Genomic DNA, 26843 nt, shown 5'->3' with positions numbered 1-26843 from the left:
ATTGCTTTAAACTTACTGAAAAATGAAAACTCTAAAAAACTATCTGTAAAAAGTAAAAGGCTTGAAGCTGGATGGAATGAAGACTATTTGCTCAAAATATTAAATATAAAAGTATGATTCTGCCCTGTAAAAATCAATGGTTGCTTTTTGGGGGAATTGGGCTTTTATCTATCTTTGGTTTTATTACACTTCAGAAATCAAGAAATATTGCAAAAAAAGAAAAAATACAGCAAGAAAAATTCTCGCAAGATTTACTACAATCTCAAGAAGAAGAAAGAACAAGAATTGCAAGAGAATTGCATGATAGTGTTGGACAGCAATTAACCTTAATTAAAAAAAGAGCCCAAAATATAGCAGATGATCCTATTGCAAAAATGACGAATAATGCCTTGGAAGAAGTAAGAAGTATTTCTCGAGACTTATATCCAGCATTGCTAAAACAGCTAGGTTTAAAAGATAGCATAGAACAGTTAATAAATGAGTATGATGAGCAAACTAATTTGTTCTTTTCTATGGATATTGATGAAATAGATGTTTATTTTACAGAAAACACAAGTTTAAATTTTTATCGATTAGTACAAGAATGTTTAACTAATATTGTAAAACATGCCAGCGCAAAATTTGTTACTATAACTATAAAAAAAGAACACAAAAACATTGTTACTTTAATTGCTGACAATGGAAAAGGGTTCGATGTAAATGATAAGAGAAAGAAAAATACCTTAGGATTAAAGACTATATTTGAAAGAATTAAAATTATGAACGGTAAGCTTTCAATAGACAGTACGTTAAATATCGGAACTAGTTTTATTTTTTCAATACCAATAAAAAAATGAATTTCTTAAAAAGTAAAATTTTTCCTTTTTTCCTTTTTTTTACAGCTTTAGGCATAGCTCAACACGCATCTACATATCATAAGATTCTTGGAGAGCGTGATGGTTTTGTGATAGATATTGTGAGAGCAATGAATTTTGATGAGGATGGGTTTCTCTGGCTAGGAGGAGAGAGTTTAAATAATAGAGAAATTATTTTAAGTGATGTAAATCTTGTTCTTCAGCGTTTTAATGGCAATACGTTTCATAGTATTCAATTACCAAAATTGGATAAAAGAGTTAGTGAAATTAACCAAATATATAAACGACAAGATGGTTTATTTTACTTAAGATTAGATGTGGGTATTTATAATCAACGATTAATTCTTTTTGATCCGGTATCAATGCAGTTTCAAAAAATGACTTCTCCAGAATTAATTGGAAATGCAATTTCGAAAGTTTTTAAGATAAGGGATGAAGATTATATTTTAGTTCAACAAGAAAAAGAAATACTACTCTATAAATTGCAAAAGAATTTAACTATTTCTTTAGTACTTGTTCTTAAATCTAACAAAAACATTATAGACTTATTTACAAGGCTTATCCCTTTCAAAGATTTTTTTATTTTAACCGACAATCACTTAAATATTGTTGCTTATAATTGGCAAGGAGAAAAAATAAAAGAATATCCAAAAGTAAAAAGTAAGACTAATTTATATACTTGGATTGATGAAGTATTTGTGAAAGATAATAGTACCTATGTTTTTCTCTACGAGGATCCTAAATTATATTATATCGATGAGAACAAAATAGAAATTCTTCCTGTTCATAAAAATACAGCTATAAAAAGTGAACAATTATTAATGTATAATGATGATTTTAATAATAACCTTATACTTTCTAAACAAGACAAAAAAATAAGCATTCACTCCTACAAAAAAGGTGTGTTAAATAAAATAATAAAAGATTTTGACCTTGGAAAAGGCACTTCAATTTGTAGTATTTCTAATAATATTAATGACGGTTTTTGGTTAGCAACAGAAGAAAAAGAATTGCACTATTTTAAGTTACCTTCTCAAAAAGTAAAGACATTTTTAGAAGATAAAAGTATAAGAGCTATAAAAGCGTTAAATGAAAATGAATATTTGGTTGCAACAGAAATAGAAGGTTGGTTTACAGTAAACATTAAAAGCGAAGAAGTAAAAGAATATAAATTTTCACAAAAAGGTAAATTAATAACACCAGGTTCTTCAAGAAATATTTTTATTGAAAATGGTTTTATATGGAGTAATAACTTAAGTACTATTTTTAAAAAGAAGTTATATTCTTCTGAAATAGAATCTTGGGATAACCTTTGGGTGCGCTCCATAGAAAAATTAAACGATTCTATTCTTTTATATGGTACACAAAACCAAGGATTATATACCTTTAATACCAAAACAAAAAAGTATAAAGTACTCTTAAAATTAGATTCTTTATTTTTTTATGACGTATCAATTCATAAAAATTTAATTGCAGGAGCTACAGATAAAGGCTTGTTAATGTATAATTTAGAAAGCAAAAAAAGTAAATTATATACAATTAAAGAGGGGCTTAAAGATGATTTTTTACTGATGACAGATTACGACCCGGATTATGGTTTTTTAGTAGGAAGTAGATCCGGAAAAGTGATTCGTTTTAATGAAGAAAATGAAAAATTTACAACAATCTATGAAGACGATTTAAATGCAGGAATCGCTACAATTATTAGAGATGATAATAAATGGTGGCTCCATACTTTTAAAGGATTTGTGCTTTTTGATATCAATAGTAAAGAATCTAAACGATTTGGAATTGAAGACGGGTTTAGCAACAATGAAGCCAATAGATATAGTGCATTAAAAACAAAAGAGGGTATTCTTGTAGGTACTTTAAAAGGACTAAATTATTTTAAACCTAAAGATTTAAAAGATAAAAAAAATGCTTCAAAACTAATTTTAGTATGGATAAGAAAGTATGATGAAAAATTAAATAAACACACAGAAATTCTTGACAGAAATAAAATAAACGAAATAAAAAGTATTAGTATTCCACCAGAAAACAGAAACCTAGAGTTAGATTTTTCGGTTACGAACAATCCTGTAGATAAACATTATAATTATCGCTACAGGTTAAATAGTGAAGATTGGGTTCGTATTAGCGATCAACAAACAGTTAGATTTGCTAATTTATCTGCGGGTAAATATAGTTTAGAGATAGAGGCTTTAGATTTTTCAAATAAAAAAATAGCCCAATCTTTATTTTTAGAAATTAATTCTAAAAATTTTTTTTACAAAACATGGTGGTTTTATTTAATAATTTCTTTTTTTACTATTTCTTTTTTAATTTGGATTTTAAAACAAACAAGAGAGAAAAATAAAATGCAAGGAAAATTCTCGCAAGATTTACTACAATCTCAAGAAGAAGAAAGAACAAGAATTGCCAGAGAATTGCATGATAGTGTTGGGCAGCAATTAACCTTGATTAAAAAAAGAGCCCAAAATATAGCAGATGATCCTATTGCAAAAATGACGAATAATGCCTTGGAAGAAGTACGAAGTATTTCTCGAGACTTATATCCAGCATTGCTAAAACAGCTAGGTTTAAGAGATAGCATAGAACAGTTAATAAATGAGTATGATGAGCAAACTAATTTGTTCTTTTCTATGGATATTGATGAAATAGATGTTTATTTTACAGAAAATACAAGTCTAAATTTTTATAGAATAATACAAGAATGTTTAACAAATATTATAAAGCACTCCAAAGCAAAGACGGTTGCTATATCTATAAAAAAAGAAAACAAAAATGTGATCGTGTTAATTTCTGATAATGGAAAAGGGTTTAATGTAAATGATAGTAAAAAGAAAAATAGTCTTGGTTTAAAGACTATTTTTGAAAGAATTAAAATTATGAAAGGAAAGCTCTCTATCGATAGCAAATTAGATTTAGGAACTGACTTTGTCTTTTCAATACCCATAAAATAATGAATAGTGATATAACAATTCTAGTTGCAGACGATCATCCAATGTTGTTAAAAGGTCTAAGAGACGAATTATTAGGTTTAAAATACAACGTTTTAGAAGGTGCAACAAATGGTGCGCAAGCTTTAGAAATGATTGTTTCTAAAAAGCCAACAATTGCTATTTTAGATATTAATATGCCTTTTTTAACGGGTTTTGAAGTGATTAAAAAATGTAAAGAAGTATCCGTAAAAACCAAGTTTATACTACTTACTTCTTATAAAGAAAAAGGCTTTGTTTTAAAAGCGAAACAAATGAATATTTCTGGCTATTTATTAAAAGACGAGCCTTTTTCTGAAATTAATAAATGCATTAAAAGTGCTTTAAAAGATAAATTCTATACAAGTGCAATTTTTAATGAAGTATTTACCAAAGAATTTTCGAATCAAATAGAAAAAATAAAATTCTTATCACCTTCAGAAAGAACTATTGTTCGTTTAATTGCGAATGGAAATTCAACAAAGGCAATTGCAGAAATTTTATCAATATCTACAAGAACTGTAGACAAACATAGATCTAATATTATTTCTAAATTAGATTTACCTTCAGATGCAGATGCACTTACAGTTTGGGTAAAAGAAAATAAAGAATTGTTAGACAACGTTTAAAAATCCTTCTTTTTTTAGTTTACAGTAACTTCTTAAAAAACAACTTCTTTTCTTTACTTTAAGTACGTATGCATACGTAGTAATAGTCATGAGTACGTATTTCGTAAACACTTCTTTACATATAACTTTGTTAGCAATAAACACTACCAACCATTAAAAGCTAACATTATGAAAAAAGTTTACTCAATATTTTTATTTTTATTTATTTCTGCAACAACATTTGCACAAGGTATAGCCGTGCAAGGTATTGCTAGAGATAATACAAGTTCTGCAATAATAAATACAACGTTAACGTATACGTTTAGTATAACAAAAAATGATAATACTATTTTGTATAAAGAAACACAATCTATTAAAACAGATAATTTTGGTGTGTTTTCTCATATCGTAAGTACAGGTAATCCAGTTACCAACACATTTACGAGTGTAGATTTTTCTTTAGAAAATTTAAAAATAAAAGTTTCTGTAAATTATAACGGTAGTGCTATAGATGTTTATGACCAACCATTTCAATACGTGCCTTATGCTAAGTATGCAGAAAACGGAGTGCCAACAGGCACTGTAGTTTCGTTTTTAGGTGCTACAGCTCCAAGAGGTTGGTTGTTGTGTGATGGGAGCGCAATACCAACAATAAATACAGCTTTAAGAACTTTATTGGGTACTACAACAACTCCAAATTTAAAAGGGATGTTTTTAAGAGGTATTGGGCAAAGTGCTTATGGTACTAATTCAACAGGACCTTCGTTAAGAAATTATCAGAGTGATTCTAATGAAGCACATACTCATAATTCAGGTTCATATGTAACGGATACAGAAGGAAATCATAATCATAATAATGGTATTTATAATGTAATGCTAAGTAAGAATGTAGCTCCTTATTATAGCTCAACACCTACCGGTTTTGATAATACGGCGGACGAGTTAGATATATTTAATTTAAGTACTATAAAAGCTGCAGGAAGTCATAATCATGATGTACAAGGCAATAGTGGTTCTTCTGGAGGAACAGAAACGAGACCTGTAAACTACGGTGTAAATTATATTATAAAATTATAGTATTGAACTAAATCTAAAAAGATGAAAAAAATACTACATATTTTATGTGTGTGTTTGGTAACCTATTTTGCCCAAGCACAAGAACAGAGTCAGAATCAACTTTTTGTTGGTAATGCTGCAGTAGATTATAATAATGCAGATAATAATTTACAAATGCAAATGCAAATAGGTACCCCTATGTTATCTTCTTTAAATACAGGGGGTTTGCAAGCAAGAGTTGGTTTTCCTTATGGTGTTTTGTACATTTCGCCAACATTTGTAATAGATGGTTTTGAGGTTTCTAAAGGCTATTTTACAGATAAAGTAAATATTAAATGGACGCTTGGTAATAACCAAGACAAAATAGAGAAAATTAATATTTTTAGAAAACAATTAGGAAGTAACAATGCGTTACAACTAATAGGAAGTGTAGGTAAAGATATTTTTGAATATAATGATACACAGGTAGAAGGTGGTATTTTATATGAATATAGAGTAGAAGCAGTTGGTGTTTCTAACTTAAATGAATTGTATGTAAATTATATAGAGGGTGTTGGTTTTAGAAACCCTTCAGCTACCGTTTCTGGTAGTGTTACTTTTGAAGGTGGAAGCCCAGTAAAAGATGTTGTGTTATTTGCAGAAGCAAATGGTGTAGAAAATACTACTGCAGGCAGTAGTTTAAAAATTGATGATGGTTTTATTTCTATAGATAATATTGAATATGACATACCAGCAAAAGAGACAACATTACAATCTTGGGTAACAGGTTTTGGAGATGTTTTTAAATTTAATACAAGTGGTGGTTATAATGCCACACTAAAAGTTGGTAAGTTTGGTGAGAATTCTATTGTTTTTGAAATATATATATTTAATTTTTTAATTAGAAAAATAACGTTAAGTAATTCATATCCTACAGGTGAATTAGATGGTTTAGGTAATGATATTTTTAAGAATATTTCTGAATTAACTGACACTTCTTTTTTTCATATTACTGCTGTTTTAGAAAATCTAATAACGCCAAAATTTTATGTAAATGGTAGAGAAATTAATCAAACTTATATAGATGAAGCCACTATAGAAGATAGTGTTGTAGCTCCAAGTTTTGCTTTTGAAAATGGACAATATTCATATGGGTTTGCTTCTGCAGATACCCAAAAAATAAGCAAAATAGTTTTAGGAGATGATTATACAGGTTATATAGATGAAGTTAGAGTTTGGAGCAGATTACTTACAAACGAAGAAATAAGAAGAGATTATAGAAGGTACTTAAGCGGTGCAGAAACAGCTTTAAGTATGTATTTAAGGTTAGATGAAAATGCAGGAAACAACGTATATGATTTATCTAGAAAAGGCTTTCGTCAAAATAAAAACGATGGTATATTTAGTCAAAATACAGAAAACGCATTTTCATTTAGCAGTACAAAACCAACCAGAAAACAATTAGGTGTTTTTGGGGTTACAGATGCAAATGGTGCTTATACAATTGCAAGTATCCCATATTCTGGTACTGGAGAATCTTTTGTAATTACCCCTTCTTTAGGGTTACATGCCTTTGAGCCTGCAAGTCAAACCGTATTTTTAGGTTCGGCATCTAGTGTAGTAAACCAATTAAATTTTACAGATATTTCTTCTTTTCAATTTAATGGTAGAGCGGTGTATAATGTACAAGATGTTTTTAATACCATAGACTTAGAAACAGACGAATTAGCGTATACAGATATAGAAGATTTTAGTTATAATAAATATAGAGTTACGAGTAATGGTTCTAAAATCACCATAAATAAAGGAGAATATTATTATGAAGGTGGTGCTATAAATGAAGGTAATGGCTTTTATGAAGGCGGTGAATTAAAAAGATACCCAGTTATTGGTTTAGTAGACGCATTTATTTATATAGATGGCGATATTGTGATTGGTACTAACAACCAACCTGTAAAAACAGATGCGGATGGTAAATTTACTGTGACTGTACCTATTGGACAACATAATGTAGAAGTTAGAAAAGAGGGGCATGCATTTGCTCATAATGGTTTCTTTCCGGCTTTAGATACGTTTGAGTTTTTTGAAGATCAAATAGATCCAACTTGGTTTATAGATACTACAAGAATCTCTTTAGTGGGTAAAGTTGTGGGTGGTAAAATAGAATCAGATAAGCCAGTGGGTTTTGGTGTAGAGGGTGCGTTTTCTTATACAAATAATGCAGGAACCGAAAATGAAGAAAAACAAGTTATTTCTTCTAAAAATAATATTGGTGTCGCTACAATTATTTTAAAAGGAGATATAGAGACTACTACATTAGATGTTGTAGTAGCTACAAATGCAGTTACTGGAGAATATAAAGCATCTTTAATACCCTATATTTATAACATAAAAAAAGCAGATTTAAAAATTCCATCAAATGAAGATTTGAATAATGTTATTTTAACAAGTGTTGAAACACTTAATTTATTAGCAGCACCTGTTTTAGACTCTGTTAGTTACACAACAAAAGATGGTACAGAATTATTTTCAGAAGCATTCCATCATAAAAAAAGTTTTAGATATAATTCTGCAGTAACTTTAAAGTTATTAGAACAAGAATATGAAACAGCATTTAAAATTGGCGATAATACTTATGACATTAGTGGTTTAGCCGTGCCAATTTATATTCAGAAAAAGAAATATGATATTACTTTTGAAGTCTCTCAAGAGTATGTAAATAAAGATGAGGCACAAGAAGTGCTTACAAAAGAATTTTTTACAGAAGGTACTTTTAATATTACTAATAATTTAGAGATAGAAAATAAAAGCACTACAGTACTAAGTAGAAACCGCGCTTATTATACGTATTCATTTTATGCAGGAGAACCAAATATTGCTTTTGATGATGATTTTAAAAGTAGTATTACAGTTCAATATAGCATAACAGGTAGTAATGCACTGGCAATTTCTAATGATTCAGATTTTAAAAAGGACGGAATTATTAAAGGGGGTAAAAGTACAGGAGGCGTAGCTTTTGCTACGATTGCGCCAGAAGTACCAGATATTATTTTAAGAGATCCGCCAGGTTCTAACAGTTTTGCATCTATAGAAAAAGGAACAACGATAACGTATACCAAAGAAAGTGTAAATGGCTCAACAGATGAAGACGGTGTAGGCTTTTATGCTTCTATAGGACCAGATATTACTATTTCTACAGGCGGATTTGTATTATTTACAGATGTAGAAACAAGTATTGTAGCAGATGCAGAGGGTTTATTGTCTAAATCGATAACAAATACGAGTCAGAATTTAACTACAAATAGTTATACGTTTAATCAAACAATTTCTACAAGTGATGATATTGATTTTGTGGGTTCTGATGGAGATTTATACATTGGTAATGCTAAAAACATGTATTATGGTCTTTTTGATAATATGTTTATCACAGAAGTTCCTTTAAAGTTAACAAATGGAACAACAGTGCCAAATATAGAAGTTACCGTAAAAGATGAAGATGATAAAGATAAAACATTATATGTAAGTACAAGAAAAGATCGTTTTATTGGCGAACAACCTACAAAAACATTTTTCTCTTATTCTCAAAAATACATTGTAGAAACTTTAATACCAGAGTTAATTGCTTTTGCAGATAACTTTAATCCAGCGAATGAGCCAGCAGGTTCATTACGCACAGAGAGAACCTATAGAAATCAGGCAAACTTATGGAAACGAATTATTCAAGATAATGAAAAAACGAAGTTCGATGCAAAGAATAACAGAGAAACGTATAAGCAATCTGTTATAGCAAAAGTTAGAGATTTTGGAGAATATCAAAGTCAAATAACTAGTTTGGTAAATGAAAACTTCTTTTCTAATCAATCCTTTGATGCTGGTGTAGGTGAGTTTACAAGTTCTGTTAGTACAACCGTTATCGCTGGGCAATCAACAGAAGTAGAAATAGAAACATCAACAGAGTTCAAAGAACAACTTGGTGGTTTTGTAAATAATGTAGGTTATAATTCGGTATTCACACAAATAGATTCAGACTTCGATACAAAAGTATTTTCATCTGAAGAAGATGTTACAACTACAATTTCTTATACCTTAAAAGACAATGACCAATACAATGTTTTAAGTGTAGATGTTATAAATATGTTTGATGGTAATGGTCCCGTATTTATAACAAAAGCAGGTGCTACTTCTTGTCCTCACGAAGGTGAAACTACGTCTCTTTTTTATAAACAAGCAGGTTATAGATCAAATATAATTGGTCTTGGTGGTGAAGTTTTAGGTGATGCAACAAATGAAGTGTATAAACCAGATGTAAAATCAGATAAAACTATTTTAACGAATATTCCAGAAAGTGAAGGTGCTTTGTTCATCTTAAAATTGAAGAATAATAGTGAAACACGGTCCGATTTAGAATATATTATAGAAGTAGATGCGTTAACTTTAAATGGAGCTACCACAAATGTAAGTTCAAGTGGTGTAAATGTGTACATCCCTTTTAATGAAACCATAGATTTTCCTTTTGAAGTGTATAAATCTTCTGCCTCAAGTACTTTTAAATATGACAATATTAGAGTCTATTTAAAAAGCCCTTGTGATGATATTAATGATTCTGATGGTTTTATTGATGTTTCAGTTGAGTTTAAAAAATCGTGTTCTAAAGTAACTGTTTCTGTGCCAGAAAATAATTTCATTTTTAATAGAGCAGAAGGGTATTCTAAAGATGTAGATGGCAATACAACAACAAATACGTTGCCAATTACATTTACAGATTTTAATACAGATTTTGCCGGTTTTAGAAAAATAGAATTGCAATATAGAAACGCAAGTTCTGCAAATTGGGTAAAGTTTAATACCTATTATGGTTCGCAAACTTTATTAGATGAAGCAAGTGATACAGAAGGTTTGGTAATAGACCCATCAAACTCTGAATATACTTTTAATTGGGATATAATTGGAGATCAAATTGCAGATGGAAACTATGAATTTAGAGCAATTTCTTATTGTACAGATAATGTTACTAATATTTCTCCAGTTGTTTCAGGATCTATTAATTTAAACGCTCCGGTTTTATTTGGTACACCACAACCATCAGATGGTATTTTAGATGTTGGTGAAGATATTTCTATTCGATTTAATGAAGCAATTCAAGAACGAATTGCAACCAGTATTAAAGTATCTGGTTTAAGTAATCAGCAAGACATAGATCATAGTGTTTCTGTGTTTTTAGATGGTGGAGCAAATCAAATAGAGTTGCCAAACCAAATTTTACCAAAGGGTTCATTAACCATGCAATTTTGGTATAAAAATGCAACTACAGCATCTGGTAAGTTAATTTCGCAAGAAAACGGAATTAATGCAACTTTAATTGGTAATGAGCTTACGTTTAGTTTAGGTGGAGAATCTGTAAAAGCAGTAATTAATCCTGCGCAATATAATTTTTATTCTTTGGTGTATCAAAGTGGAAATGATGCGAAATTAGCAATTTTAGAAAATGGAACAGAATTAGCATTTGAAGTTTTAACAGATAATTTAGATCTAAATTCTAACAACTCCATTTTTATTGGAGGTAACAATGTTAGTGGTAATATACACGATGTTCGTTTTTGGTCTAAAACTTTTACACGAGCGCAAGCAACGGTGGCAAAAGACAAAACATTAACAGGTAGAGAATTAAATTTGTTAGGATATTGGTCTCTAGACGAAGGAAACGGAAACGTTGGTGTTGATAAAGCAAAAAGCAGAAATGCGATTGTAAATTTAGATTGGGATATTAAACCAAAAGGAACAGCATATTCTTTCGCTAACAATTCATTTTTATCATTAGAAAACGTTGGTTTTGTGCAACCAAGTACCGCAGAAGATATTACATTATCATTTTGGATTAAAACAGCAAACGGATCGGCAGCAACTATTGTATCCAATGGAAAAGGAAATAATGACGATTTAGTACAAACCAATGGTTTAAGAAATAAATGGTCTGTAAATATGAAATCTGATGGAAATCTAGAATTGCTATCAGAAAACATTCCTTACAATTTAACTACACAATCCTTGGCAGATGGCACTTGGCATCACATTGCATTGGTTGTAAAAAGAGGTGGTTCTATAAATGCGTATGTAGACGCTTTAGAAACAACATCTGTTTCTTCTGTTAATATTGGCGGAATTTCTGGAAATAAAATTTTAATAGGTGCAAGACTTTTTGAAGATGTTTCTTCAAATGAAACCATAGACAATCACTTTACAGGGAGTTTAGATGAAATTCGTTTGTGGAATACCGCAAGAAGTTTTGATCAAATTAAAAGAGATCGTTATTTTGAGATTGATGCAAATTCAGCAGGCTTAATGCTGTATGCAGATTTTAATAAAGAAGATGGTAATACAGTAAACGGACCTAATTACAATCATGTAGTTGCAAACAATTTGGTAAGTAGCACATTTTCAAAATTAAAAGGAACCACAACACAGCGTTATACGCAAGATTCGCCAGCTTTAAAACCTAAACTACAGTTTACAAACATTCCTTTTTCAACAGTAATTAATGGAGATCAAATGATTGTTCAACCAGAATTAACAACGGAAGAATGGTCGCTTTTTGAAGGTCAAATTTTAAACTTCTCTGTTTCTAGGCTGTATGACAAACATTTTAACGAACAATTATCGCCAATAAGTTGGTCTGCTTTTGTAAACAAACAAGAAATTGAATGGTTTACAGCAGCCCGAACCAAAGAGATTATTAAAGAAAAAAATGTAGACGAAGCGTATACGTTTACGATGGATATTGTAAATAAAGGAGGTAGCACCCAACCATATACCATTAGTGGTTTACCAACATGGATTGAAGTTGCTAATACATCAGGAACTATATCACCAAACTCAACAAAACAAGTTCTTTTTACAGTAGATAAAGAGTTGGCAATGGGAACCTACAATGCCAATATATTTTTAGAAACAACATCAGAATTTAATGACAGACTTACACTAGAATTAAGAGTGCTAACAGCAGCGCCAGATTGGTCTGTAAATGCACCAGATTATTCGAATAGTATGAATATTATTGGAAAAATTAAAATTAACGATGTTTTCTCTAGAGATCAATATACTAAAGTAGGTGCTTTTGTAGATGACAACCCGAGAGGTGAAGGGTATTTACAATATCATAAAGCTTTTGATAGCTATTTTCTTTACCTAACTGCTTATAGTAATGTTACAAGTGGAGAGGATGTAACCTTTAAAATTTGGGATGCTTTAAACGGAAAAGTTATAATTGCATCTATAAATGGAGCAACAGAGGTCTCTTTTTTACAAAATGAAGTGATCGGTTCTAAATCTTCACCAGCAATTTTCTCTGGAGATCAGTTTTCTGAACAATCAACTGCCTTAAACAAAGGTTGGACTTGGACTTCTTTCTTTGTGCAAGATGCTCGTTTTAATAATATAAAAGCAACTTTTGAAGGAATGCTGTTGCAGAATGATGATCAAATTAAATCTCAAAATACATTTACGCGTTTCGAAAACAATAATTGGTTTGGTTCTTTGACAACGATAGAGAACACCAAAATGTATAAGGTAAAGTTAGCAGATGCCAATTTATTGCGATTAAAAGGGAATGATGTAAATGAAACAAATATCAACCTAACGCTTAATCAAGGTTGGAACTGGTTGCCCTTTCCTATTCATAGAAACATAAGTTTAGCAGAAGCACTTACTTTTTACAATCCTTCGGATGGCGATGTCATTAAAGATCAATACAACTTTGCTATTTATGATGCTAGTTCTGGTTGGAGTGGAACTCTTAATTACATGCAATCTAATAGAGGGTATATGATGAAGTCTGGAGAGGCACAAACTCTTAATTATCCAAACTTTCAAAGGGCAGCAAAATCGGCTATTGTTCAAGGACAAGAACATACTGAAAACACCATTGCTTTGTTTGCGAATTACAACGCAAATATGAGCATTGTTGCAGAGATAGTTTCAGATGAAATATATGAATCCGTTTTGGTGTATAATTCCGAAGGAATTTTAAGAGGCCAGTCTCCGATAGTTTCTGTTGGTGATAAAAAAATGAGTTTTATTGCAGCTTTTAGTAATACGAACGAAATTCTTAAGTTTTATCTATCTAACGGAAAGAAAGAATTGGATGCAAATTTAAATTTCCTTTTTGAGAATAATAAGGTATTTGGTAATATGAAAGCACCAGTGGTCATTAATCTAAAAAGTTTATCAACCGACCACTTGTTTTTAAATAAGGTGGTTTTATACCCGAATCCTTTTTCAGAAAGTATTACAATAAACGCATCACAACAAGTTGATAAAGTCACTAAAATTCAACTTTTTAATACGATTGGTGCGCTTATCAATACAGTTTCTACGAGTAAAGATATTACAACAATAGATACCTCAAATTTAGCAAATGGTGTGTACTTAATTAAGTTAAGTGCGTCTAATGGGAAGTTTACAATTAAGAAACTGGTTAAAAAATAAAATAAACTATGAAAAAATATTTTATTTTTTTAATCCTATTTTTAATAGGGTTAATTGCAAAAGCACAAGACCCTAATTGGTCTGTGAATACTTCAGGCTATCAGTATAGTATGACGTTTACTACGTTTTTAAGTGTAAATGGCACAACTTTATCTTCTACAGAAGATAAAGTTGGCGCCTTTGTAAACGGAGAAACTAGAGGTGTTGCAAATGTGGTTTATGTGGCAAGTGCAGCTAAATATGTAGCGTATTTATCTGTCTTTTCAAATACAAGTGGAGAAACTATTTCTTTTAAAATATTTGATAGTACAAACGATACTGTAGTCGATGTTGCAGAAAATCAAGACTTTGCTATTGATGGAAATGTTGGTGGAATTCTAAAGTCTTATAGTATTGCAAGTCCGGTTTTAAGTAATGAAGTAATTTTAAATTCGTTTACTTTTTCTGGAATAACCAATGTTTCGCAAAGTATAGCAAACAGTAAAATTGACATTGTTTTGCCTTCAAGTGCAAACCTTACGAATTTAATTGCAGAGTTTTCCATAAGTAATAATGCTAGTTTTTTTGTTGAAAATACAAAGCAGGTTTCAGGAACTACAGCGCAAAACTTTACAAGCTCAATAAAGTACCATTTATTATCGGAAAATGAAGCTGTTTTTTTAGAATATGACGTAACTGTTACCTTAGAAAAAGCAAATGTTGCTCCGCCAGAAATTGTTTTAAAAACTGAAGCAAATATTAATATAAAACAAGCACCGCTTTTAATACAACTAGAAACAAATGTTCCAGTTCTAAATTTTACAGATAAAGCTATTTTATTAGTAAATGCGGTAGTTTCATCGATAAAAAAAGGAAATGATTTACTTTATACGCTAGAAATTGTACCAATTCAACAAGGAGGTTTTTCTGTTGAAATTCCAGAAAACGCACTTTTAAATGCAGATAATGAAGGGAATTCTATCTCTAATAAATTAACTTTTAAGTACGATTTAATTCAACCTTACTTGTTGTCTATTAAAAAAGGAAATCCATCTGAAGAAATTACACAGAGCGACACTTTAGAATTTACAGTAGTTTTTAGTGAAGCTGTAGATAATGTATTTTCAACTAGTTTTGAAAGTGTTTCTAATGCAACGTTTGTTGTTGTAAAAGAAAGTGATGCAACCTATTTAGTAACGGTTCGTAATATTGAAAACTATATTGGTGCTGCAGCTCTAAATTTAAAAGCAACCAATACAATACAAGATAAAGCAGGTAATTTATTACTGAACTCGGTAATTAATGTGCATCAAAATTAACTTATGAAAACAGTTTTAAACAAATTATTTTTTATTGTTTTTGTAGGGTTATTTATACAAACAATAAAGGCGCAAGATCCTAATTGGTCCGTAAATTCAGCCAGTTATCAATATAGTATGACGTTTACTGCGTTTTTAAATGTAAACGGTACAACATTAAATGGGGTTAATGATAAAGTTGCAGCTTTTGTAAATGGTGAAATTAGAGGGGTTTCGGCTGTTGTGTTCGAGGCAAGTGCTAATAAATATGTTACCTATTTATCCGTATTTGCAAATACTGATAAAGAAACAATCAATTTTAAAATATACAATAGTGCTACAGATTTGGTTGTAAATATTAACAAGTCAACCGATTTTAGGATTGATGGCAATGTTGGAGGAATCTTTCAGTCTTTTAGTATTGCAAGTCCTCAATTAAATGAGAATGCTGTTTTTAATTCCTTTAATTTCGCAGGAATAAGTTCAGTTAATGAAGAAATAACTTCAGATAAAATAAATATAGTGTTACCTGAAAACACAAGCGTTACGAGTTTAACGGCTGTTTTTGAGACTAGTGTAAAATCAAAAGTTTTTATTGATGGAGTTCTACAAACTTCAGGAAATACTGCGCAGAATTTTACAAACGCTCTTATTTATAAAGTTTTGTCAGAAAATGAAGCAACTTTAACCATCTATGAAGTTTCTGTATCAGTAGCCTTAAATAACAACCCTACAACTGTAATTATTTCTAGTTTGGTAAATTTGAATACAAATTCAAGTCCTGTCTCTTTAGATATTGCTTTTTCTAAAGTGGTTTCAGGTTTCGAAAAATCTGATTTTATAGTAGAGAATGGAGTACTATCAACTTTTACTACTTCAGATTTTCAAAATTACAAAGTAGCTATTATACCGTTTTCACAAGGAAATTTCTCGGTGCAAGTTCCTGCAAATATTTCTTTAGATGAAAACGGTAATCCGAATGAATTTTCAAACAAAGTTAATTTCATTTATGATATTTCAAAACCATTAATTAGTGCTATTTCGATTGAAGAAGATACAGATTCTTGGTGGTTTTTAGTCACTTTTAATGAAGCTGTTTTGAATGTAGATGTAACAGATTTTCAGTTAAAGGGAGCAGCTTCTAACGCATTGACAATTTCTGAGGTGTTATTAATTTCTAGTAATGTATATAAAGTAAGCATCGCTTCTTCTAATTTGGAAATTGGTATTATTTCTTTGCAATTAAATGGAAATAGTGACATTAAAGATCTTGCCGGAAACACTAATGTTTTGTCAGAATTTGAGGCGTATTTTATGAGTAATACAAGTTCGGTATCAAATTCAGTAGTGGCAAAAATGTTTTTAGAAGGAGCTTATAATGTTAGCTCCGGAATGATGAATGATGATTTAAGAGTTAAAGGTTTTATTCCTTTAGATACGCCTTATTCAGACGCTCTTACTGTTAGTCAAGACGTTTTAAATGTTTCGGGAGAAGATGCTATAGTTGATTGGGTTTGGTTAGAAATTAGAGACAGTTCTAATGAAACAACTATAGAAGAGGCCGTTTCGGCACTCATTCAAAGAGATGGCGATATTGTTGATGTTGATGGTATATCTCCTGTAAAAATAGTGCTTCCAGTAGGAAGTTATTATATAGTAATAAGTCATCGCAATCATTTAGGTGTTCGAACCAATGAAGCAGTTCCTTTTTCTGGTGCTTCTATAGCGCTAGATTTATCAACGAACAGTGCTTTGGTATTAGGTAACGTAAATGCTATTAAAGTAATGACTGATGGTAAATTCACCTTGTTTTCTGGTGATTTTAATGGGGATGGACAAATACAAAATACAGATAAAAATGCGGTTGAACCTTTGCGAGGTATAAGTGGTTATAGAAACGCGGATATGGATTTAAATGGTGAAGTGCAAAACAGCGATTTAAATAGTGTGTTAAACCCAAATATAGGGAAAGGAAAGCAATACGCAGGGAAAAATTTTAGTGCAAAACGAAAAAAAATAAATTAAAAATAAACAACTAAATCCAAAAAAAAATGCAAAACAATTACTCAAGAAAATTTAAAAGTATACTCTTATTTATGTCTTTATTAGTAGGGCTAACTTCTTACGCACAAGACATTCACTTTACATTTGCAAATGCACAAAACACCAATAGTGATGGTAACGCCTATTATGAAGTAGATGTCATGATGCAAACCATTAATACAACAGGAAGCTTTAAATTAGGTTCTGGTCAACTATACTTTACTTACAATACAGCTGCCTTTGGTACCAATGTAAATGCAAGTTCTAGTTTTGAAGTAACACAGGAAGATGGTTATACATGTGGTCAAGGAATTGATTTAGCGGCATCTATAAATATTTATGGCGGTTTTACAACGAATGATAATACCACATCAAGAGTATCGTGGGCCTTTTCACAAACCTTTAGCTCTTCCACCTTTGCAGCAGATAATATTAATGAAGATGCTACAAAATTATGTCGAATAAAAATAAAATATACAGACGCAAGTGAAGATGCTACGTTTATGTTCGAATCTGGAGCAAACTATACAGATCAGTTTTTTACAGCTTGTGGTCTTGCAGACGGAGGGTCAACGGCAACGGCTAACTGTACCACAGAACCAGGGATACAATTAGTAAACGATTCTTTTGATAGTGTGGGGGCGACTTTGTCAAATACAGATTTTGAATTCGTAACAAGTTTGTCTCTATTTCCAAATCCAGCAACAACTTTTTTTAAAGTTCGTTCAGAAAATGAAGTATTAGAGCAAATTTCATTATATGATGTAAATGGGAAAAAAGTATTTGAAAAAAGTAGTAATCAAAAAGAGATAACGATAGATATTCAGAAACTAAAAGCAGGTATTTATTTCGCTAAAATTATTTCTAATAAAGGAAGTCAAGTAAAAAAAATCATTAAAAAGTAAAAAATTGAAATAGAAAATAGTTGATATGTTTAAAATATTGGTCGCCACGTATTTTTTCACATATTTATCTATTTTTTAATTAGTTGCATTTATTATGATACTTATAATAAAACTTAAAAAATATTAGAAGAGAATATTGCAAAGGTAGAAAGTGATTAAAAAGAAATAAAATTTAGTTGGTAATCCTTTTCTATCCTACTTTTTAGGAAATGATGTACCCTCATTAAATATCCTTAATTCAACAGAAAGGCACAAAGTAATATATGTTTGGTCCAATTTTAAGAACGGTTTAGACACCGGTTGTAAACCATTTTCTATTGAAGATTAAATTCATTTGGGTCAAGGGTTTTTTGTGAATGAAAGTAATTCAGACATCGATAATTTTATGATTTCAAAAAGGCTACCGTGTCATCAAACTACGAGAGTATTTTACAAATCTAACCTTGATTCAGCCATTAAATTACATATTTCTGATGGTTAAAATAATAAAACTACAAAAATAAAGTACGCAGTAGGCAAAACAACAAAGCTAGACCCCACTTTTGATGTTGGTACTTTTACAGGAGCGCCATCCTCATTAAGTATTTACACCCATTTAGTTAGTTATAGTGATGGAGTAGATTATATAAGGCAAGTTTCACCAAAAGATTTTGAAAACTTAATTGTTTCAGTTGGTACCAATGCAGAAGCTGTCAAAGAAATCTCATTTTCTGCACAAAGATTGAATTTGCAATCAGATATAAAAGTGTATGTCCAGGATAGAGAGGCAAATATATTTTCTGATTTAGGGAAAATAATAAGGTGTATAAAGTAATGTTGTCAGAAAAGTTATTTGGTATTGGCAGATGCTATCAACATACTTCTAGAAGTTGTTTAAGTATTAAGGATGTAGTTTTACAAAATATAAGCTTTTATAAAACAAATAATGTTACGATAAGGATTGCTGGTTTGCCAGAAGAATGTACCAGTGTAAAATTATATAGACTTTTAGGAAAACAAATCATACAGTCTTCTTCTTCTAATTCAAAAAGAGTTCTAGATATTTCTTTGCTAAAATTAGTGCAAGGTATTTACATTGTTGAAGTTGAAACTACGAAAGGAAAAATTAGTAAGAAGATTGTTTTGGAGTAAAAGATGTTGAAATGAAAAATAATAAACAAAAAATAACGAGAACAGAAGCTTTAAAATTTTAACGAAGGTTTTACAACTCGAGTTCAGAATGTCACAACTTCTATCAACATTTAAAACTTTTAGAATAAGTTTTTATTTTTTTACCCAATAATCCTAAGTGTTAGCTTACTTCGGTTTTTTTTATGCTTTAGATTTCACCCATTTTATCCAAATAATGATGTAAGAAATCATTTCTTTTTTACTTACTTTCATCAAAAAAAAATAAAGTAAAGAAGGCTATACTAATTTTTTAAATTTTAGTGAATCAAAAAATAATTAAATTTATCTACAAGACATCGTAGAGTTAAATTAGTGAAACAAGTTTTTCGATGCTATACAAATGTCAGCGTTTTAGGGCCATTGCAGGTAATAAATAGTTTCCACTTTTAGTGATCATGGTATTTATATTGGATATTTTCACATTGCATATAAATAGGGTGTCTTTGTAAAATAATAAATTTAATGGTTAAACAATGAACCAAATACGGTTCCTTTTCTGTTTTTTTGTTAAAATTCAGTACACTTTTAAGTTTTATAGTGTATGTTTAGACTCCTCAATAATTAATTGTAATTTCTTCTTAAACGCTATGATGAGAAAATATATGTTGTATGTATTGTGTTTGTTTTTCTTAAATTTATCTTAATCACAAGAAGAAAATCAACCTCCTAAAATAGTAAAAAACGATGTAATAAGTGCCTATTACAAATTGGGTGCAGAGTTCCGTGCAGAAGGAATTTTTGAAAACGCCTTTAAAAATATTTCTTTCGGATTAGAAGCTTCAAAAAAAGCTGGAAACAAAAATTTAATTGCGGTTGGACAAGTCTATTTTAGCGATTATTACAATCAAAAAAAAGAATATTACAAGTCGATAGAGTACATAAACATGGCGCTGTTTTATTTTTTAGAAGCAAATGATGTGGCACAAATTTATAGTTGCAATTTTAAATTAGGTCAGTTATACTATACTATTTTCGAGTTTGATAAATCTTTAGAATGTTATTTTACATCATTAAAAATTGCTGATAAAAACAAGAATGAACTACAAATAGCTGCTCACCTAGAAAAAATTGGAGAAGTTTATCTACTAACTCCAGATTTAAAAAAAGCACGCATAAATTTTTACAAAGCAATTGATATTTATAAAAGGTTAAACAACGAAAAAGGCATTATCGGGAATTTAACAAATTTAGGAGCTAGCTATCAAAAAGAGGGCTCAAGAACCAATAATAGAGCTTTGGTTATAAAAGCAATAAGCCTTTTTGAAAAGGGGTTAGAAAAAACTAAAAAAGGAGGATTTGAAATTAATAGGTCTATTTTTTTGGGCAATATAGGTTCCTCTTTTCGGTTTTTAGAAAAATATGAAGAATCACTAGCATACCTTTTTAGGGCGTTAGCATTAAAAGTTACATTAGAAAGATTTTCTAGTGCCGCGCATACTTGTAATGATATTTCAGAAACTTATTTAGAGATGAATAATCTTTCTAAAGCGAGAGAATATGCCTTAAAAGCGATTGACTTTTCGAAAGACTTAAACATACATAAAGAGAGGTTTGCTTGTTATTTGTTATCAAAAATTGAATATAAATCTGGCAATTTTAAAAAATCTCATAACTATCTAAAAAATTACCATCAAATTCAAGATAGTTTATTCTCGATTCAGAAAATCACGAAAATTAATGACCTTCAGATTCAGTATGAAACAGAAAAAAAGAACTTAAAAATTGCAGCACAAGAGAGTAACATTGCTTTGTTAGCCTCTGAAAATGCTCTAAAAAATCAGTTGCTTTTGTTTGGGGGTCTAGGGCTTATAGCTGTTTTTATTTTTATTCTTTTATTTAAAGCTAAAAACACCGTTAAAAAAGAAAAATTGCAGCAAGAAAAATTCTCACAAGGTTTGTTGCAATCGCAAGAAGAAGAAAGAGTTAGAATTGCGAGAGAATTACATGATAGTGTTGGGCAACAACTTACTTTGATAAAAATAAAAGCACAAAATTCACAACAAAAAGAAATTACACTTTTAACCAAGAATGCGTTAGAAGAGGTAAGAAGTATTTCTAGAAACTTGTATCCTGCATTGCTAAAAGAATATGGTTTAACTAAAAGTATAGCACAGTTAATTACTGAATACGAACAACAAACACATTTAATTTTTTCTAGAGATATTGATCCTATAGATCTTTATTTTAAGGAAAATGAAAGACTTAACTTTTACAGACTAATTCAAGAATGTTTAACGAACATTGTAAAACACGCTAAAGCAAAGTCGGTAACGGTAAACATTAAAAAAGAAGAAGATAAAGTAGTTACTTTAATCTCGGATAATGGAAAAGGGTTTGTTGTAGATGACAATAAAAAGAAAAATAGTTTGGGTTTAAAAACTATTTTAGAAAGAATTAAAATTATGGACGGTAAGCTTTCTATTGATAGCAAAATAAATAACGGCACAACTTTTTTGTTTTCAATACCCATAAAAAAATGAATTGGTTAAAAAGTGCAACTTATTTATTTTTTATTTTATTTGCTATTTAGGTGTTGCTCAAAATGAATCTGCAGTTCATAACGTTTTTGGGTAAAATGATGTTTTTTCTAAAGATATTGCCTCTGAAATCAATTTTGATACAGATGGTTTTTGTAGATTGAAGGTAAGAATATTGTACATAGTTAGATTATTTTTAGTAATTAAAACATTGTAATTTAGTGCTTTAATGGAAATACGTTTTATAATATTCAATTACTAAAATAGGTTAAAAGGATTAGTGAAATTAACCAAGTGTATAAGTGTATAAACGACAAGATGGTTTATTTTATTAAGACTAGATGTGGGTATGTATAATCAACGATTAATTCTTTTTGATCGGGTATCAATGGAGTTTCAAAAAATGACTTCTCTTGAATTAATTGTGAATGCAATTTCGAAAGTTTTTAAGATAAAGGATGTAGATTATATTTTAGTTCAACAAGAAAAAGAAATACTACTCTATAAATTGCATAAGAACTTAAGAATCTATTTGAATCTAAAAAGTTTTTGGTAATGTCTAAATTTTAGAGCTATAATTCTATGGTTGTTTAAAAACTCAATTAAAAGTAGTGCTTAATTTTTGTGCTTGGTCACTATTTTTTATTGCCTATTGCATCCTTTGTGGCTAAATTTAACCAATCTCAAAGATGTAATGACTAAACTTTTTGTGCAACTATTTTCAATTATCGCAATTATTATGCTATTTATTGGTTATTTTTTTGTTAAAAAGGTTCCTTAATTTCTGATATCATGAACTTTAATTTTTCTTAAATAGTCATTATTTAGAATAGATATAAATAATATATTTTAACAAATATATGCCTAAATTTATATCTAAAATAATACTCAAAATCCGTAAATTTGCTTGATTTTTCTAGATAACTAAAATTACTAATTACTATGTCAAAAGACATTCGTATTAAAAAAGGCTTGGATATAAAGCTGGTTGGTGAAGCCGAAAAAAACACTACAAACAGTCCTTTAAGTAGTGTTTATGCCGTGAAGCCAGAAGATTTTCATGGAATTACACCCAAACTTGTTGCCAAAGAAGGAGCAGAAGTAAAAGCAGGAGATACACTTTTTTATTCTAAAAGTGATGAGCGCATTTTATTTTTGAGTCCTGTTTCTGGCAAAGTAATGGAGGTAGTTCGTGGAGCAAGAAGAAAGGTGTTAGCCGTTAAAATTGCCGCAGATACAAAACAGGTTCATAAAGATTTCGGAACTAAAGATGCAGATGTAATGTCTGCAGAAGAGGTGAAGAATTACTTATTTACTTCGGGTTGTTGGCCTTTTATAAAACAACGTCCTTATGATGTTGTCGCAAATCCTAATCAAGCACCAAAAGCAATCTTTATTTCTGGGCACGTAAGTGCACCTCTCGCTGCTGATTTAGAGTACACTTTAGCAGGTAAAGAAGCAGAATTACAAGCTGGTGTTACTGCAGTTTCGAAATTAACAGAAGGTAAAGTACATCTTTCTGTGGGGCAAGAAGCATCTTCTTTATTTACAAATTTAAAGAACGTTGAACACCACAAGGTTTCTGGACCTCATCCTTCCGGAAATGTGGGGACTCAAATTTCGAAAATAAATCCTATTAACAAAGGAGAAGTTGTGTGGGTAATTACACCACAAGATTTAATAATTATTGGGGAGTTGTTTTTAACAGGGAAGTTAAATATGACAAGAACAATTGCATTAACGGGTTCTCAGTTTAGCACGCCACAGTATGTAACTGCAATTGTAGGTGCAAATATTGCGGATGTTACCGCAAATAACTTGCAAAATAATAACACAAGAATTATTAGCGGAAACGTACTTTCTGGAAAAGAAGTAAAAGAAGATGGTTTTTTGGGGTATTATGATAATCAAATTACAGCAATTCCAGAAGGAGATGATTATGAGTTTTTTGGATGGAATAAGCCAGTTTTCAATAAAATATCAACTTCAAGAGCACTTACTTTTTCGTGGTTAACACCAAAGAAAAAATACGATTTAAATACCAATACAAACGGCGAACACAGAGCTTTTGTAGTAACAGGCTCTTACGAGGAGGTTTTTCCTCTAGATATTTATCCAATGCAATTGTTAAAAGCATTTATGTATAAAGATTTAGATGAAATGGAAGCTTTAGGTGGTTACGAAGTAGCACCTGAAGATTTTGCACTAACAGAATTTATTTGTGTATCTAAACAGCCTCACCAAAAGATAATTCGTGAAGGTTTAGATTTAATGAGAGAAGAATTAGGATAAGATTATGAGCTTTAAAGGAAACTTACACAATTTAAAAGAAAAATATAGAGGTACTAAAATGGCGCCTGCATTTAACGCAATCCATACCTTTTTATATTTACCGAATGAAGTTACTCACGCAGGAGGAACTCACATCAAGGCAGCAGACGACTTAAAGCGTACAATGAATATTGTCATTGTGGCTTTGCTTCCTTGTTTGTTGTTTGGGATGTTTAATGCTGGTTATCAGTATTATGCCGCTATAGATGCAGCGAATGGAATCACATCAGAATTTACTATTTTAGGCTCTTTTCTAACATTAGATAATTTGTGGATTGGAATTATTAAAGTTTTACCATTAGTAATTGTTTCTTACGGTGTTGGTCTTTTAGTCGAATTTATATTCGCAGTTATAAAAGGCCATGAAGTAGAAGAAGGGTATTTGGTAACAGGAATGTTAGTACCATTAATTGTACCTGTAGATACACCTCTTTGGATGCTTTCAGTAGCTGTTGTTTTTGGTGTTGTAATTGGTAAAGAAGTATTTGGTGGTACAGGAATGAATATCTTAAATCCTGCATTAACCATTAGAGCTTTTTTGTTTTTTGCATATCCAACATGGATGTCTGGGGATAAAGTTTGGGTCTACGATGCCGTAGAAAGAACAGGAACTGCAGATGCAATTTCTGGAGAAACTATTTTAGGTAGTTACGCTCAAAATCAAGAAGTAGCGTATTCTACATTTGATAAGTTTATGGGTTTTATACCGGGTTCTGTAGGAGAAACATCTACCTTTTTAATTTTAATTGGAGCATCAATTTTAATCTTCACAAAAATAGGAAGTTGGAGAATTATTCTTTCAGTATTTGTGGGAGCTGCCGCAATGGGGTTAATTTTTAATCAAATTGTTGCCTTCGACATTATCACAGAAACTAGTAAGTTTTACGGTTTAATGAACACCGTTTGGTGGGAACATTTAACAATAGGTGGTTTGGCATTTGGTGCAGTCTTTATGGCTACAGATCCCGTAACAGGATCGCAAACGAATAAAGGAAAATGGATTTATGGTTTCTTAATTGGTTTCCTTTCCATAATGATTCGGGTATTTAACCCGGCATATCCTGAAGGCGTGTTTTTAGCAATTTTATTGATGAATGTATTTGCGCCAACAATAGATCACTACGTTGTGAAAGGAAATGTAACCAAAAGAATGAAACGTTTAAAAGTAAAAACAGCATAATATTATGGCAGTTAACACAGACAAAAATTCATACACAATACTATTCGCCATTATCATGGTGGTTGTAGTAGGTTCGCTTTTAGCGTTCACAGCTTCTTCTTTGAAGCCTCAAATCAAAGAGAATATGCGGATGGAAAAGCAACAGAATATTCTATATGCTTTGGGTGTAAATGATAATGAAGGTTCTGGGGATATTACATTTGTTTCAACAGATAAAGTTGCGAACAAGTTTAAAACAAATGTTTCAGAACAATTAGTTTTAGAATCTAAAGATGGTAAAATCATCGGGCAAATGACACGCCAAGAGTTTATGGATTCTAAAGATGAAGGAAAAGGAAAAGAGCCTTATTTAATAGATGTTAAAAAACAGCAAACTAGGGCAAAAAATGGGAAATCTCGTTTTTTACCACTATTTGTTGGACAGCAAAACGGTGAGACGGTTTATATTGCACCAATTAGAGGAAAAGGTTTATGGGATGCCATTTGGGGTTTTATAGCCCTAGACAAGGATATGGTGGTTAAAGGGGCATTTTTTGATCATGCCGCAGAAACTCCAGGTTTGGGTTCTAATATTAAGCAACGTTACTTTATGGACGATTTTTATGGTGAAAAATTATTATCTGATTCAGGTGTGTTTAAAGGAATTGACGTAGCTAAAGGGAATAATGATCCTAAAAATGAAATTAAAGATGACTACGAAGTTGATGCTTTAGCGGGTGCAACGATAACAGGTGATGGAGTATCTGCAATGATAAAGAATGATTTAAAATTGTATATGCCATTTTTTCAGGAATTAAATACAACAATAAACTAGTATGGCAATACTTTCAAAAAAAGACACAAAATTAATTACAGATCCTTTAGCAGATAATAATCCTATTACAATTCAGGTTTTAGGAATCTGTTCAGCACTAGCAATTACCGCAGATTTAAAAGCATCGCTTGTAATGGGTATAGCGGTATTATTTGTAATGGGCGTGGGTAATGTTGTAATATCTTTATTGCGTAACTTAATCCCTTCAAAAATTAGAATTATTGTACAACTTATTGTTGTTGCATCTCTCGTAATTGTCGTAGATCAATTTTTAAAGGCTTATGCTTTTGAGTTGAGTAAAACACTTTCGGTATTTATCGGGTTAATCATTACCAACTGTATTATCATGGGACGTTTTGAGGCTTTTGCTCTAGCAAATGGTCCTTACCGATCTTTTTTAGATGGAATAGGAAATGCATTAGGGTATGCCGTTATTTTAATTTTAGTTGGTTTTTTTAGAGAACTTTTAGGAGCAGGAACTTTATTCGGAATTCCTGTTTTAGGTGATCCAATCGAAAAAACTGGTTTATTTTCTACAGGTTATGAAAATAATGGCTTTATGCTTATGCCACCAATGGCCTTGATTATTGTAGGCCTAATTATTTGGGTGCAACGTAGTAGAAACAAAGAGTTAATAGAAGATTAAAAATTAGTTAACAGTGGGTAGTTTTATTTGCAATTAAATGCGAA

Annotated in this window: 15 protein-coding genes; all 15 read left to right on the top strand. The window is 30.6% G+C overall.

What is annotated here, in order from left to right; translation table 11 throughout:
- Positions 1-113 precede the first annotated feature (113 nt).
- The 15 genes from ES044_RS02285 (at position 114) to ES044_RS02220 (ending at position 26799) form a co-directional block, all read left to right on the top strand.
- On the top strand, positions 114-836 hold the full coding sequence (locus ES044_RS02285; RefSeq protein ID WP_147119941.1) for a sensor histidine kinase: 723 nt from the start codon (positions 114-116) through the stop codon (positions 834-836).
- Entirely contained in the window at positions 833-3817 is a 2985-nt protein-coding gene (locus ES044_RS02280) for a sensor histidine kinase (protein WP_147119940.1), read from the top strand. The genes ES044_RS02285 and ES044_RS02280 overlap by 4 nt, the downstream gene beginning before the upstream one ends.
- Positions 3817-4461, top strand: coding sequence for a response regulator (locus ES044_RS02275; protein ID WP_147119939.1), 645 nt, complete (start codon positions 3817-3819; stop codon positions 4459-4461). The genes ES044_RS02280 and ES044_RS02275 overlap by 1 nt, the downstream gene beginning before the upstream one ends.
- Before the next feature lie 168 nt (positions 4462-4629).
- Complete coding sequence (locus tag ES044_RS02270; protein ID WP_147119938.1) at positions 4630-5517, top strand: phage tail protein; 888 nt, start codon at positions 4630-4632, stop codon at positions 5515-5517.
- A 21-nt stretch (positions 5518-5538) separates the two neighbouring features.
- Positions 5539-13956 carry a LamG-like jellyroll fold domain-containing protein gene (locus ES044_RS02265; RefSeq protein ID WP_147186873.1) on the top strand — a complete coding sequence of 2806 codons (8418 nt, stop codon included), beginning with the start codon at positions 5539-5541 and terminating at the stop codon, positions 13954-13956.
- An 8-nt stretch (positions 13957-13964) separates the two neighbouring features.
- On the top strand, positions 13965-15254 hold the full coding sequence (locus ES044_RS02260) for a hypothetical protein (protein WP_147119936.1): 1290 nt from the start codon (positions 13965-13967) through the stop codon (positions 15252-15254).
- Positions 15255-15257: 3 nt separating this feature from the next.
- Complete coding sequence (locus tag ES044_RS02255; protein WP_147119935.1) at positions 15258-17258, top strand: Ig-like domain-containing protein; 2001 nt, start codon at positions 15258-15260, stop codon at positions 17256-17258.
- Between the two features lie 71 nt (positions 17259-17329).
- Positions 17330-18181 (top strand): T9SS type A sorting domain-containing protein, encoded by an 852-nt coding sequence (locus tag ES044_RS02250; RefSeq protein WP_189663301.1) that lies wholly within the window; start codon positions 17330-17332, stop codon positions 18179-18181.
- 813 nt (positions 18182-18994) lie between these two features.
- Positions 18995-19312 (top strand): T9SS type A sorting domain-containing protein, encoded by a 318-nt coding sequence (locus tag ES044_RS02245; RefSeq protein WP_147119933.1) that lies wholly within the window; start codon positions 18995-18997, stop codon positions 19310-19312.
- A gap of 746 nt (positions 19313-20058) precedes the next feature.
- Positions 20059-21831 carry a sensor histidine kinase gene (locus tag ES044_RS02240; protein ID WP_147119932.1) on the top strand — a complete coding sequence of 591 codons (1773 nt, stop codon included), beginning with the start codon at positions 20059-20061 and terminating at the stop codon, positions 21829-21831.
- A 346-nt stretch (positions 21832-22177) separates the two neighbouring features.
- A complete protein-coding gene (locus ES044_RS18410; protein ID WP_147119931.1) occupies positions 22178-22384 on the top strand; it encodes a hypothetical protein in 207 nt (68 codons plus the stop codon).
- Positions 22385-22770: 386 nt separating this feature from the next.
- Positions 22771-24120 carry a Na(+)-translocating NADH-quinone reductase subunit A gene (locus ES044_RS02235; RefSeq protein ID WP_147119930.1) on the top strand — a complete coding sequence of 450 codons (1350 nt, stop codon included), beginning with the start codon at positions 22771-22773 and terminating at the stop codon, positions 24118-24120.
- A gap of 4 nt (positions 24121-24124) precedes the next feature.
- Positions 24125-25339: an NADH:ubiquinone reductase (Na(+)-transporting) subunit B gene (locus ES044_RS02230; protein WP_147119929.1), complete on the top strand. Its 1215-nt coding sequence runs from the start codon at positions 24125-24127 to the stop codon at positions 25337-25339.
- Positions 25340-25343: 4 nt separating this feature from the next.
- Positions 25344-26153 (top strand): Na(+)-translocating NADH-quinone reductase subunit C, encoded by an 810-nt coding sequence (locus ES044_RS02225; RefSeq protein WP_147119928.1) that lies wholly within the window; start codon positions 25344-25346, stop codon positions 26151-26153.
- A 1-nt stretch (position 26154) separates the two neighbouring features.
- Positions 26155-26799 carry an NADH:ubiquinone reductase (Na(+)-transporting) subunit D gene (locus ES044_RS02220; RefSeq protein WP_147119927.1) on the top strand — a complete coding sequence of 215 codons (645 nt, stop codon included), beginning with the start codon at positions 26155-26157 and terminating at the stop codon, positions 26797-26799.
- Positions 26800-26843: the final 44 nt, after the last annotated feature.

The organism is Polaribacter sp. IC066 (genome assembly GCF_007997085.1).
Classification (GTDB): Bacteria; Bacteroidota; Bacteroidia; order Flavobacteriales; family Flavobacteriaceae; genus Polaribacter.
This window is presented reverse-complemented; position numbering and strand designations above follow the sequence as displayed.